This is a genomic window from Sediminicola luteus, assembly GCF_002514735.1.
Lineage (GTDB): Bacteria > Bacteroidota > Bacteroidia > Flavobacteriales > Flavobacteriaceae > HQA918.
In genome coordinates this window covers 324,766-338,402 of record NZ_NBWU01000001.1, presented here as the reverse complement: position 1 = coordinate 338,402, position 13,637 = coordinate 324,766, and the positions used below count along the sequence as shown (strand labels likewise).

Annotated in this window: 12 protein-coding genes; 7 read left to right on the top strand and 5 right to left on the bottom strand. The window is 44.1% G+C overall.

What is annotated here, in order from left to right:
- Positions 1–8: 8 nt before the first annotated feature.
- The 5 genes from B7P33_RS08270 to B7P33_RS08250 all read right to left on the bottom strand — a co-directional run bounded on the left by B7P33_RS08270 (position 9) and on the right by B7P33_RS08250 (position 6,100).
- Positions 9–941 (bottom strand): cbb3-type cytochrome c oxidase N-terminal domain-containing protein, encoded by a 933-nt coding sequence (locus B7P33_RS08270; protein WP_097441507.1) that lies wholly within the window; start codon positions 939–941, stop codon positions 9–11.
- 21 nt (positions 942–962) lie between these two features.
- Complete coding sequence (locus tag B7P33_RS08265) at positions 963–1,136, bottom strand: CcoQ/FixQ family Cbb3-type cytochrome c oxidase assembly chaperone (RefSeq protein WP_097441506.1); 174 nt, start codon at positions 1,134–1,136, stop codon at positions 963–965.
- A gap of 18 nt (positions 1,137–1,154) precedes the next feature.
- Positions 1,155–3,332, bottom strand: a complete 2,178-nt coding sequence (gene ccoN / locus B7P33_RS08260; protein WP_097441505.1) for a cytochrome-c oxidase, cbb3-type subunit I — start codon at positions 3,330–3,332, stop codon at positions 1,155–1,157.
- A 10-nt stretch (positions 3,333–3,342) separates the two neighbouring features.
- Positions 3,343–3,558 (bottom strand): cbb3-type cytochrome oxidase assembly protein CcoS, encoded by a 216-nt coding sequence (gene ccoS, locus B7P33_RS08255; protein WP_097441504.1) that lies wholly within the window; start codon positions 3,556–3,558, stop codon positions 3,343–3,345.
- A 160-nt stretch (positions 3,559–3,718) separates the two neighbouring features.
- On the bottom strand, positions 3,719–6,100 hold the full coding sequence (locus B7P33_RS08250; protein ID WP_097441503.1) for a heavy metal translocating P-type ATPase: 2,382 nt from the start codon (positions 6,098–6,100) through the stop codon (positions 3,719–3,721).
- A gap of 211 nt (positions 6,101–6,311) precedes the next feature.
- Between B7P33_RS08250 and B7P33_RS08245 the strand changes: the two genes are divergently transcribed.
- From B7P33_RS08245 to B7P33_RS08215, 7 genes are all read left to right on the top strand, one after another.
- Positions 6,312–6,998: a Crp/Fnr family transcriptional regulator gene (locus B7P33_RS08245; RefSeq protein ID WP_245871723.1), complete on the top strand. Its 687-nt coding sequence runs from the start codon at positions 6,312–6,314 to the stop codon at positions 6,996–6,998.
- Between the two features lie 207 nt (positions 6,999–7,205).
- Entirely contained in the window at positions 7,206–8,123 is a 918-nt protein-coding gene (locus tag B7P33_RS08240; protein WP_097442279.1) for a universal stress protein, read from the top strand.
- A gap of 534 nt (positions 8,124–8,657) precedes the next feature.
- Positions 8,658–9,815 carry a homogentisate 1,2-dioxygenase gene (locus tag B7P33_RS08235; protein ID WP_097441501.1) on the top strand — a complete coding sequence of 386 codons (1,158 nt, stop codon included), beginning with the start codon at positions 8,658–8,660 and terminating at the stop codon, positions 9,813–9,815.
- An 86-nt stretch (positions 9,816–9,901) separates the two neighbouring features.
- On the top strand, positions 9,902–10,924 hold the full coding sequence (locus B7P33_RS08230; protein WP_097441500.1) for a hypothetical protein: 1,023 nt from the start codon (positions 9,902–9,904) through the stop codon (positions 10,922–10,924).
- Entirely contained in the window at positions 10,924–11,346 is a 423-nt protein-coding gene (locus B7P33_RS08225; protein ID WP_097441499.1) for a VOC family protein, read from the top strand. The genes B7P33_RS08230 and B7P33_RS08225 overlap by 1 nt, the downstream gene beginning before the upstream one ends.
- Before the next feature lie 92 nt (positions 11,347–11,438).
- Entirely contained in the window at positions 11,439–12,311 is an 873-nt protein-coding gene (locus B7P33_RS08220; protein ID WP_097442278.1) for a 3-keto-disaccharide hydrolase, read from the top strand.
- The gene (locus tag B7P33_RS08215) at positions 12,295–13,554 is read left to right on the top strand and encodes a glycoside hydrolase family 27 protein (protein WP_216359368.1); all 1,260 of its coding nucleotides are present in this window, start codon (positions 12,295–12,297) and stop codon (positions 13,552–13,554) included. The genes B7P33_RS08220 and B7P33_RS08215 overlap by 17 nt, the downstream gene beginning before the upstream one ends.
- Positions 13,555–13,637 lie beyond the last annotated feature (83 nt).

Sequence of the window (13,637 nt, the reverse complement as noted above, 5' to 3'; positions counted from 1 at the left end):
GTAGGTCCCTATTCTACAGACGCTTCAGGGGCTTCGGTAGCAGGGGCCTCTTCGGCTGCTGGGGCATTCTCATCTACCCAAACATCACCTTCGGCGGCTTTTGGGTTGGCCGGAGTGGTGCCTTGCATGCTCAAAACATAACTAGCCACCTGGGCGATTTCGGCTGGCTTAAGACTCTGTTTCCAGGCCACCATACCTTTACCGTCTCGACCCCCTTCAGAGATAGTGTTGAACACATTTTTGATGCCTCCGCCTAAAATCCAATTCGGATCGGTAAGGTTAGGACCAATACCTCCACCACCGTCGGCCATGTGACAGGCAATACAATTGGTTTCGTAAATGGTTTTACCTGCACTAAGATCGCTGGCATCGGTTAGTAGTTCTACTGTATTGGCATCAACAAGATCCTTGGCGGTCTTTTTATATGCTTCGATTGCGGCACGGGCTTCGGCCACCTCGGTCTCATACTCGGTTTTTTGGTCGTAATCGCCCGCAATGTGGAAACGTACCAGATACACTACCGCAAAAACAATGGTAGCATAGAAAAGGTATACCCACCATGGGGGTAAACGGTTATCCAGCTCGCGGATGCCATCGTAGTTATGGTCAAGGATAATCTCGCCTTCTTCTTCAATGGCTTTCGAACGGGTCAGTTTTTCAATAATGCCTTTGGCCCAGCCAAAGTTGCCTTCTTCGGTCTTTTTGGCCAAATAACGGGCTTTAGCCTCTTCCGATAGGGTTTGTAACATCACGTTTTCTATCGCTACCAAAATGATTTCGATGGCGATTAGGATCAACAATACCAACAATAGGAAGAATTGTGTGATCGGGTATTTTATAACGGCCAATTGGTCTCCAGAGTCTACAAAGTACTCCATCAATCCAAATACCAGGAAGAACACTATGGGGATACGGATCCACCAGGGTGACATATTTTTCATCTGTATTGGTTTTTACTTAAGTTAGTTTTCGTCTTCTAAGGGTAGGTTGCTCACTTTTTCGATATAGTCTTTTTTGGCGGTGAATACCCACCAAAAAAGAACTACGAAGAAGGCAAAGAAAATCAACAACGATATCATGGGGTAGGTGGCTATGCCCTCCATACTCTCCATATGACCTTTAATGAACTTTAACATGTTGAATCGTTTTCTTTGTTAGTTTTCCTTAATCTTGATATCGGTTCCCAAACGCTGTAAGTAAGCAATCAAGGATACGATTTCCCTATCCCGCATTTGAACGAAAGGTTCTCCACTGGCAGCAGCTTGGTTTTTGCTGTCCTCGTAACTTTTGGCAAAGTCTGGATCGGAATACAGGTTCTTTTCTATCTGTTCGGCTTGTGCGGCCATATGGGCAGGAGCATTGGCAATGTCCTCTTCGGTATAAGGTACACCTAAGGTAACCATAGCCTCCATTTTGGCTTGTACATCGCTACGGTCGTGCTCATTTTCAATCAACCATTGGTAAGCTGGCATTATGGAGCCTGAAGAGGTACTTTGCGGATCGTACATATGGTTTAAGTGCCAGTTGTCGGAGTACTTACCACCGATACGCATTAAATCGGGACCGGTACGTTTACTACCCCATAGGAAAGGGTGGTCGTATACATATTCCCCAGCTTTGGAGTACTCGCCGTAACGCTCAACCTCTGAACGGAATGGACGGATCATTTGAGAGTGACAACCCACACAACCTTCTCTAATATAAAGGTCACGACCTTCCAATTCAAGTGGTGTATAAGGTTTTACACTAGTAATGGTCGGAATGTTCGATTTTACCAATATGGTCGGAATAATCTGAATGGCGCCCCCGATCAAAATGGTAATGGTGGCCAAAACGGTCAACTGAACAGGCTTACGCTCTAACCAAGTATGGAAAGTTTCGCCCAATACCCTTCTTTTGGAAACCTTGGTCAAGGCTGGGGCCTCGGCCAATTCGTCTTCTACCTGACTTCCTTTTTTGATGGTGATGATTACGTTAACGATCATAATGATCATACCAACCAAGAACATGGTACCACCTATGGCTCGCATCCAGTACATTGGAATGATTTCGTTAACGGTTTCCAAGAAGTTACCGTAAACCAAAGTACCATCTGGGTTAAAGTCTTTCCACATCAAGGCTTGGGTAAATCCGGCCACGTACATCGGAAGGGCGTAAAGGATAATACCCAAAGTACCGATCCAGAAGTGCAGGTTGGCCATCGGCACCGAATGTAATTTGGTCTTGAACATTTTCGGCACCAACCAGTAGATCATACCAAAGGTTAGGAAACCGTTCCAGGCCAAGGCACCAACGTGAACGTGGGCAATGATCCAGTCACTGAAGTGGGCAATGGCGTTAACGTTTTTAAGCGAAAGCATAGGGCCTTCGAAAGTGGCCATACCATAACCGGTAATAGCGACCACCATAAATTTAAGTGTTGGGTTCGTACGTACACGGTCCCAAGCACCACGTAAGGTTAAAAGACCATTGATCATACCACCCCAAGATGGTGCGATAAGCATTACCGAGAAGGTAACCCCAAGGTTTTGGGCCCAATCGGGCAAGGAAGTATATAACAAGTGGTGGGGTCCGGCCCAGATATAGATAAAGATCAAGGACCAGAAGTGAACGATGGATAATCGGTAAGAGTAAATAGGTCTATCGGCTGCTTTAGGCACGAAATAATACATCAGACCTAAAAAGGGTGTTGTAAGGAAAAACGCTACCGCATTGTGGCCGTACCACCATTGTACTAAGGCATCTTGTACCCCAGCATAAACCGAATACGACTTAAGCGCACTAACCGGAAGCTCGAGACTGTTAAAGATGTGGAGTACCGCAACGGTTACGAAGGTGGCCAAATAGAACCAAATGGCTACGTACATATGACGTTGGCGTCTGCGTAACAAGGTTCCGATAAGGTTCCAGCCAAAGGCTACCCATACCACGGCAATGGCAATATCGATAGGCCACTCCAACTCGGCATATTCCTTAGAGGTAGAGTACCCTAATGGAAGTGTTACCGCAGCTGCTACAATAATGGCCTGCCATCCCCAGAAATTAAAATTACTCAAAGCATCGCTGAACATACGGGCTTTGAGCAAGCGTTGGGTGGAGTAGTAGACCCCGGCAAAAATAGCGTTCCCTACGAAGGCGAAGATCACGGCGTTGGTGTGCAAGGGGCGCAAACGACCAAAGCTCAACCACGAAATGCCATCGGTGAGGTTGGGGAACAAAAACATAAAGGCTAGGATAAGCCCAACCAACATTCCGACCACACCCCACAGCATGGTGGCGTAGAGGAATTTTTTTACGATTTTATTATCGTAATAGAACTGTTGTACTTCCATAATTACAATTTTAAACTTTTATTTTAGAGTTAGCTGGAACGTTTTTTGGGTTTTCGGCAGGGGCTTTTGAACCGGGCTCGCTAACCAGTTCGTCGTCAAAAAGCATACGTACCGAGGGGGTGTAAGAGTCGTCGTATTGCCCTGACCTCACGGACAATACGAAAGCGGCAAAGAAAATGACCGCAACGGTGATACTCACCGCCAGTAATAGATAAATGACACTCATACTTCCACAAATTCGCTGTAAAACTACATTCAGGGCCCACCTGAAAAAATGACTTTTATCAGCTTTTAATCTATATTCTATTTTTGATGTGTTCCGTACGATTCCTTGGTGCTAAGGAATCGGATCGAAACCACTTGGTTGTTCTTTTCGATTTTTCGCATTATCGTTCCAGTTTTTTACCTAGGATATTCGTTGCCACGGTGGTAAAAACCACAATGCTGATAGAGCTCAGGGGCATTAAAATGGCCGCGATTACGGGTTCTAATTGTCCGGTTACGGCAAAGTATAGCCCTACGATATTATATAGGAACGAGAGTACGAAACTTGTCTTTATAATGCTTACGGCCTTTTTAGAGGCCATAATGTATTTGTAGATCGATTGGAATTTACTGGCATCCAATATGCCGTCGCAGGCTGGTGAGAACACGTTCACGTTTTCCGAAATGGCAATACCCACATGGCTTTGTGCCAAGGCACCGGCATCGTTGAGTCCGTCGCCAACCATAAGTACTTTACGACCTTGTTCCTCCAGCCATTTCACATAGCCCAATTTATCGTCGGGTTTTTGGTTGAAATGCATTTGGGTATCAGGGGGCAATAGGGATTTTAACCGTTCTTTTTCACCGTCGTTATCACCGGATAGTACGGCCACTTCCATCTGCTGGGCCAGTTGGTCAAAAACTGCTTTTACCCCATTTCTGTATTGGTTCTGGAACACAAAACACCCTTTATAACCAGCTTCGGTACTTAAGTGAACCGAAGTAGTTTTGGCTTGTTCGTTCACTGTACCGCCTACAAAAGCCGCCGACCCAATTTTAATGGATTTAGAGGCCTTGGTGCCTTGTATGCCTTTGCCTACTACCTCTTGGTAATCGTCCAGGGTCATAATGTCGTGTTCGTCCAGCAGGGCATATAAACTGCGGCTTAGGGGGTGGTTCGAGGCCCGCAGGGTGTTTTTGAGTAAGACCGACTCTTCATCGGTCAGGGCCATACCTTCGTAATTGGCCTGGGTCTTTTGGGCTGTGGTTATAGTACCGGTCTTATCGAAAATAGCCGTGTCTATTTGGGCCAGTTTTTCAACGGTACGGGCATCTTTGAGATAAAATTTCAATCGGCCGAAAATACGCAGCATATTGCCCAAAGTAAAAGGGGCGGCCAAGGCAATGGCACATGGGCAGGCGATTATAAGTACAGCCGTAAAAACATTCATGGCCTTGCTGGGATCGGCATAAAGCCAATAGCCGGTGGCAATAAAGGCAATACTGAGAACGATAAGGGTAAACCTACGCCCAATACTGTCGGTAAGGGTCTGAAATCCGTCTTGTTCTTGTTGAAAAACGGCATTGGACCACAATTGGGTGAGGTAACTTTGCGACACCGATTTCAGGGCATCCATTTCCAGAACGCCTTCTAGTTGTTTTCCGCCGGCAAAAAGTTTATCGCCCGAATGTTTTTCGACCGGAACGCTTTCACCGGTTACAAAACTGTAATCTATGGTAGCCTTGCCGTGGATCAAGATCCCGTCTACCGGAATCAGTTCCCCATTTCTAATAAGGATGCGATCTCCTTTTTCTATATCATACACTTGGGCCTGTTCTTCCTTGCCTTCCGGCGTTATCCGGGTAATGGCTATAGGGAAATAAGACTTATAATCGCGCTCAAAGGAGAGAAAGGAATAGGTTTTTTGTTGAAAGAACTTCCCGAGCAACAAGAAAAACACCAGTCCGGTTAGGCTGTCGAAAAAGCCTTGGCCCCAATCGAAGATGATCTCTACGGTAGAGCGCAGGAAAAGTACGAGTATACCCAAGGCTATGGGTACATCTATATTCAATATTTTGGAACGCAACCCATTATAGGCAGATATCATATAGTCTTTACCCGCGTAAAAGACCACGGGTACCGAGAAGGCGAACATGATCCACCGGAATACTCCTTTGAATTTTTCGAGCCAATATTCGCCCACTTCAAAATACTCCGGAAAGGAGAGCAGCATCACGTTTCCGAAAGCGAACCCGGCCACACCAAGTTGATAGATTAGGCTTCGGTCGGTCTTTTCTTTTCCCTTGTCATAATCGTCTAAGGAGATATAGGGTTCATAACCTATTTTGGCCAGCATTTCGACGAGACCCTTCAAATGGGTTTCGTTCGAAGCAAAAGTGATGCGCACCGTTTTCTTGGGGAAATTCACTTGCGACTGTACAATGCCCGGGGCCAGTTTATTCAGGTTTTCCAAAATCCAGATACACGAGCTACAATGAATAATAGGTATATAAAGGTTAACCACCTGTATATTACCATCATTAAACTCCAAAAGCCTTTCGACTATAGCTTCATTGTCTAGAAAATCGAATTTACCATTAATATCTTGGGGGGTGCTACCTGCCGCAGCCTGAATGTCGTAAAAATGCGTCAAATCATTACCGGCAAAGATGCTATATACGGTTTGGCAACCGTGACAACAAAATGGTTTGTCGTCATAAACGATAGGCTTCGCCCCGCAATCATCGCCACAATGAAAACATGTGTCGGTTTGTTTTTCCATTTGCTAATATACCTGACGCAAAGGTCTAGAAGACCTGTTTGCAAAAATATGACATCGGTCAGCTTTTCTTTGTTACCCGCGTTACAGAGAAAAGCTGTTTTCTTACGTATCTTTGTGTACTGAAAAGTATTTGGGACGCATATAAATGTACAAATTCTGTTTAAGAAATGTTAAAAAAACGTATTTTTATACGGTACGGTAATCCTTGGCTATGAGTAGATGTGAAAATTGTATAGTGCGTAAGTTCAATGCACTCAGGGCTATGAGTAAGGAAGAACTTAAAAAAGTCTCAGATTCCAAAGAAGTAAAAACCATTAAAAAAGGGGAACCTCTATTTGAAGAAGGGGAAAAACTTAATGGAGTGTATTGCGTTAGGAATGGGGTGTCTAAGTTATCCAAGCTCTCGGCCAATGGTAAAGACCAGATCGTAAAATTGGCTTCAACGGGCGAATTGTTGGGCCAACGCTCGGTTATTGCTGAAGAGTTTTCTAACCTAAGTGCCCATGCCGTGAGCGATATGGAGGTGTGTTACGTGCCTAAAGAACATATCTTGAACTCTTTAAAACAGAACCCCGACTTTACCGTAGAGATCTTAAGACATATGGCCCATGATTTAAAAGAGGCCGACGATGTTATCGTAAATATGTCCCAAAAAAATGTAAAGCAACGCATGGCAGAAGCCTTTTTGTACTTGAAAGACTATTTTGGGGAAGATGCCGAAGGTTATTTGGTGCTTACCTTATCCCGTGAAGATATTGCCAATGTAGTAGGTACGGCTACCGAATCTGCCATTCGTATTATATCGGAATTCAAAAAGAAAGGTTGGCTTCGTATTTCCGGGAAGCGCATCGGAATTCTAGAAGAAAAAGCCTTACGCGATCTGGTTGAAGGTTTTTAATAACTCTTGTCAATAAAAATAGAGCCCGGTTATGCCGGGCTTTTTTGTGCGTTATAACTTCAATGTTACTTCTTAAGTGCTCAGAACCAGTGGTTGAAGGGGAAAACTGACATATGTCATAGTTTTAGCTGGAAGTTGGATTTACTTTTACCCCCATCCGTCAAAAAAGAAAAACAACTAAGGGCTTCCCTTGTATTAGACCAACAAATGAAAAATATCCTATTACCTACCGACTTTTCCGAGAATGCTTGGAACGCCGTGAAGTATGCGGTAATGCTGTATAAAGACCAGCCATGTACCTTTCATTTATTGAATACCTATACCCCGGCCATTGCCCATAGCCGTTTTATGGCTACCCCTTCCGGTCAAGTTGACGATGTGGTCCGTTCTTCTTCCGAGCAAGGGTTGCAACGATTGGTGAATCGGGTGCAAGAACAGTTTGGATGTGCCAACCATCATTTTAATACGATTTCTTCTTTTAATTTATTGATCGAGGAAATCAAAGAGGTGGTCGAGTTATACAATATTGATTTGGTAGTTACGGGCACCAAAGGGGCTTCCGGTTTGGAGGAAGTGTTTATGGGAAGCAATACCGTGCGTATGATCAAAAGTGTTAAGGGCTGTCCTGTTTTGGCCATTCCGGCCGGTTTTGAGTTCGATTGCCCCAAGGAAATAGGTTTCGCAACCGATTTTAACCGATTTTATGCCGAAAGCGAACTAAGACCGGTCATCGAATTGGCCCGTACTTTTAAGGCTACCTTACGTATTGTTTACGTACAATATAAGATAGAACCGCTTACCGAAGTCCAGCGTTTTAACCTAAATATGTTACGCAAGTATTTGGGCGATATTGAGCACTATGTACATACGGTTTCCGAATTGAATTCGGTATCTCGTACCCTAGAGGTATTCTCCCAAGAACTGGATCTGCATTTGTTGGCCATGCTCAATTATCAGCACAGTTATGTAGAGAAGATGACCCGGGAGCCTGTGGTTAAACGAATCGCATTTCATACCCAGGTACCCTTGTTAAGTATTCCTGAAATGGATATGTCTGCCTCCTCCATGACCAAAAATGTAAAAGAAAACCGAAATTCCGAGATTAACGGACACGAGCTTATTTAACAAAAGCCTACTCCTGAAGTATTTTTTAGTTAGCGATTAGTACGCTACGCCCCTAGCATATAAGTAATAGACTTTTGGCTAAGCCAAGTTTTATGCTTTCATTCAACGACTCAACGGTTGCTCCGCGCCATAATCTTTTGGATTGCCGCGGAAAGTGTTCACGCTTTTGTTGTCTTTTCTCTACGTTCTGTACTCTTTTAGTCTAAGACATCAAGTTTAGCCTGGCTATAGGCCTAACCCTATTTTTTCTTGCTTTGGGTGTTCAATTACGTGACCTTTATCGTATCTTTGTATTGTTGTGTTGTATTCCGAAAGGAATATGTTCGATTGTCATGCAAATGGCAATTCCAATGAAAGGCTTTCCATATGGAGGGCTTTTTTTGTGTCTTTTAGCGAGGGCCCTAAGTTTGCAAGTAAGAGGTGAAGGTTATTTGCTCCTTGATGAATCGGTGATTTTGGGTGATTTTTCTGTGGTTTTTTTATGGAATAGCCGCATTGTCGTATTTTTATTGAGGAATAAATAATTCGATTTGTATGCCACTCTATCATACTTTGGGAAAGATCCCACATAAACGCCATACTACCTTCAAAAAACCAGATGGTAACCTATATTACGAGCAACTGTTCGGTACCATAGGATTCGATGGTATGTCGTCTTTAATGTACCATGTGCATAGGCCCACTATGGTAAAATCGGTGGGTGATGCCATTGATATGTCCCCAAAGGCAGCTGTGGCCAATAACATAACCTCCCGTATGCTAAAAGGCTTCGATATAGACCCTGCCGACGATTTTCTTGAGAGTAGGAAGGTGGTATTGTTCAACGGTGATTGCCATATTGCCGTAGCGGCCCCCCGCAAGTCCATGACCGACTATTTTTATAAAAACACCGATGCCGACGAACTGATTTTCGTGCACAAGGGCACGGGAACCTTAAAAACCATGTTGGGCGAGATACCGTTCGAATATGGCGATTATCTTTTGGTACCCAGGGGAATGATTTACCAAATCCATTTTGATGCGGAAGACAATCGTTTGTTGATTACCGAATCATATAGCCCTATTTATACCCCCAAGCGCTATCGGAATTGGTTTGGGCAACATTTAGAACACTCACCTTTCTGTGAGCGCGATTTTAAGCTGCCCCAAAATTTGCGGACCTACGATGAATTTGGCGATTTTACCCTAAAGATCAAAAAGCAGGGTATGTTGCACGAATTGGTCTACGCCTCCCATCCCTTCGATATTATTGGTTGGGACGGATATAACTACCCCTACGGTTTTTCTATTCACGATTTTGAGCCTATCACGGGGCGGGTGCATATGCCGCCACCGATACATCAAACCTTTGAGACTGATGCCTTTGTGGTCTGTTCTTTTGTGCCTCGTTTATACGATTACCATCCCCAGGCCATTCCGGCCCCATATAACCACTCCAACATAGATTCCGATGAGGTCTTGTATTATGTCGATGGCGATTTTATGAGCCGTAACCATGTAGACAAAGGCTTCATTTCCCTACATCCGGCCGGTATACCGCATGGACCACACCCGGGGGCTTATGAACGTAGTGTGGGACAAAAAGAAACCTTAGAGCTGGCCGTTATGATCGATACGTTTAAGCCACTTCAACTTACCCAAACCGCATTGGATCTCGATGATGGTACCTATTACCAGTCTTGGTTGGAATAATCCTAAATTAAGGGAAATAAAACGTAACGTCAGGCTAGCTAAAGTGACTTATGGTTTGATAGATATTGTATGCTGAATTTTTGAATATGAAGTCCATCGTATTACGTAATCCTAATGCATATCGCTTCGGTATTCCCATAACCCTATTGGCCACTTTGGCCTTTATTATGCAAAGTCCATGGATGGAACGGCATCCACAAATGGCATTGGCGGTTAGTTTAGATCTTCTGTTGGTCATCCCCTTGGTGTATGGTCTGTTGATACGTAAAACCAGCATACCAAAAACCACGGTAGTACCTGTAATGGTGTTGGGCTTGTTGATGGGAATTTTCTTGATGCCCGAAAAGGATCAGGTCTATTTAAACACCTTTAAAACTTGGGCGTTACCCTTGATAGAATTGGGGTTGATCTCTTGGGTAGGGTTCAAAATGTATAAGTTACGAAAGACTTTTGTGTCCCAAGGAAAGGGTCAACGGGACTTTTTTGCCAACTTAATCGAGGCCTGTGCCACTGTATTGCCCCAACGCATCGTTTATCAGTTTGCCACGGAAATTGCCGTTTTTTATTATGGTTTTTTTCACTGGAAAACACCTGAAAACTGTCCAAGAAATTTCAGTTACCACAAAGAAGGTACGCACCTAAGCCTGTTTATCGGGCTTTTGTTAATCGTGTTTGCCGAGGCGGTAGGGCTACATTTTCTTTTGCTAAAATGGAGTGCCACTGCGGCTTGGATAGCTACGGCCATTAGTATGTATTCGGCCCTTCAGGTATATGGTTTTGCCCGATCCTTGATTTACAGGCCCATAATGGTCCAGGAAAATGGTCTGCTTATACGATATGGTATTATGGCTTCTACCCATATTCAAATTTCAGAGATCAAGGAAGTTGTGGTTACTTCCTCTGATTTGGAACCTGACAAAAATCGGTTGTATGTATCACCTTTGGGCGAACTTGCAGGGCATAACGTACTGATTAATTTACATTCGCCTTGTACGATTCGGGGCCTTTATGGGATAAAAAAACAGGCCACAAGCTTGGCTTTACATATCGATGAACCCCATCAGTTTCAAAACTACTTGACTAGTAAAATAGGTAATACAAAGACGTAATGAACAATAAGCACGAATTTAAGATCGCATTTTTAGACCATGTGGCCTTACGTGTCAGCGATATGGATAGATCAATAGCTTGGTATGCCGAGGTGTTGGGACTAGTGAAATACGAATTGCCCGAGTGGGGGCCATTCCCCATTTTTATGTTGACTGGAAAGACCGGAGTGGCTCTGTTTCCGGCAAATTTGAATGATCCTGAATTAGACGGAACAAATAAAAACGTAAAAATAGATCATTTGGCCTTTCAACTCGAAGCTGCGGAATATACCAAGGCCAAACAAAAATACGATGCACTACAATTGGAGTATTGGATTCAAGACCATTATTATTTTGAATCGATGTATACCCGAGACCCAGACAGTCATGTGGTGGAATTGACCACACTTCGAGTACCAGCCGATGAATTTTATAAAAAGTAGCCCCGATTTTGTGGTAAACTGATTTGGTTGGCCCTCCCATTCGGGGCATTTCCATTATTTTTGAAAATTACCAATCCAAAACCAAAAAGAACATGAAGAAAGGGTTGACCGTTATCGGTTTCATTGCAGCTGTAATCATTGTCTTGTGGAGTTGTGCCTCCCAGAAAAACCAAAGTCCCGATAAAGAAAATTGGGTCTCTATTTTCAACGGGAAAGACCTAGAAGGCTGGACCCCCAAAATTAGGGGCTACGAACTGGGCGATAACCATTTGAATACGTTTCGGGTAGAGAACGGGGTTTTAAAGGCCTCTTATGCCGATTATGAGCAGTTCGATTCAAAATTCGGGCATTTGTTCTATAAACAGAAATACTCCCATTACCGGCTTCGGGCCCAATACCGTATGGTGGGCGAACAGGTTAAGGGTGGCCCGGGTTGGGCTTTTGCCAATAATGGTTTTATGCTACATTGTCAAGATCCGGCGACCATGACTTTAGATCAATCGTTTCCGGCCTCCTTTGAGTTTCAGTTGTTGGCCGAGCAAACCCCAGGTAAATCACGTCCGACTGGAAACCTATGTACGCCTGGTTGCCATGTAACCTTGAATGGCGAATTTACAAAAGCCCATTGTATGCCCAATACCCAAGGAGCAACCTATCCGAGGGAAAAATGGGTACAAGTAGAGGCCGTGGTCCTTGGCGATTCCATAGTGCATCATATTGTGGAAGGCGATACGGTGTTAACTTATACCAACCCAATTTTAGACCTTGGCCTAGATGGTCTCGATAAGAGTAAATTTACCGACGGCGCCCCAATTACCGAAGGCTATATTGCCATACAGGGAGAAAGCCACGATACCGAATTCCGAAACCTTGAAGTTTTGGATCTCTGTGGCTGTAAAGATAAAAAGGCCAAGAACTACAAGTCGTATTACGTAAAGCACAATCAAGATGATTGTGAATATTAACACGAACCATTTTCTTATCGTATGGAGTATGTTACTGGTTTTGGTCGGTTGTGCTGAAGGCCAAAAACAGGAAATAGCGCCAGAAGAAGTTGCCGTAACCAAACCCAAAACCCCAATAATGGGTTGGGCCAGTTGGAACAACTACCGGGTACATATCAATGAAGATATCATAAAATCGCAGGCCGACGCCATGGACTCGAATGGTATGAAGGAAGCCGGTTATACTTACATCAATACCGACGACGGATTTTTTGGCGGGCGCGATAGTCTGGGTAATTTGTTGGCACATCAAGAACGTTTTCCATCTGGGATGGGGGCTTTGGCCCGCTATATACATGACAAGGGCCTAAAAGCTGGTATATATTCCGATGCGGGTATCAATACCTGTGCCTCTTACTGGGATAAGGACACCATTGGTTCGGGTATGGGCCTTTATGGTCACGATTATAAAGATCTGACCAAAATGTTAAGGGAATGGGATTACGACTTTATAAAAATCGACTGGTGTGGCGGCGAATGGCTGGGCCTGGACGAGCAAACCCGCTACACCGAAATAGCCAGGCAGATCGAGGCCATTAAACCCGAAACCGTATTCAATATCTGTCGTTGGAAGTTTCCTGGGGAATGGGCCTTGGATATTGCCGATTCTTGGCGTATTTCTGGGGATATACACAACTCCTTCGAATCCATTATGCGCATCGTAGATTTGAATGCCGACCTATGGAAGTATTCAGGCCCAGGCCATTTTAACGATATGGATATGCTACAGATCGGCAGGGGCATGTCGTATGAAGAAGACAAGACCCATTTTAGTATGTGGTGTATTATGAATTCGCCCTTGTTGGCCGGTAACGACCTCACCCAAATGTCTAATGAAACCTTGTCTATCTTGACCCAGAGCGAGCTTATTGCCCTTAACCAAGATCCATTGTGCTATCAGGCCCGGCGTTTAAAGGATGATGGTGATCTTGAAGTATGGGCCAAACCCTTGGGCCATACCATGAGTGGTCGTATTGCGGTAACCTTGCTTAACCGTAGCGAAGTGGAAAAACCAATTGGGTTTCATTTAGATTCCCTCGGTATACAGGCCCATAAGGGCTATACCTTGCGTGATCTTTGGGAAAAAACAGACTTGCCCTTAAGTAACGAGTCGGAACGCGTGTTCGTAGTACCTGCACATGGAGTTAAGGTATTTACCGTTAACGGAACGGCCCAGCCTTTTAACGTATTCCAGTTCAAGTAATTGATATAAGGCCAGTGTAATACATCGAAAAGTAGGAATAAGATTACAATTTATTAATATTTTTCAAGTTTATAACATTGATA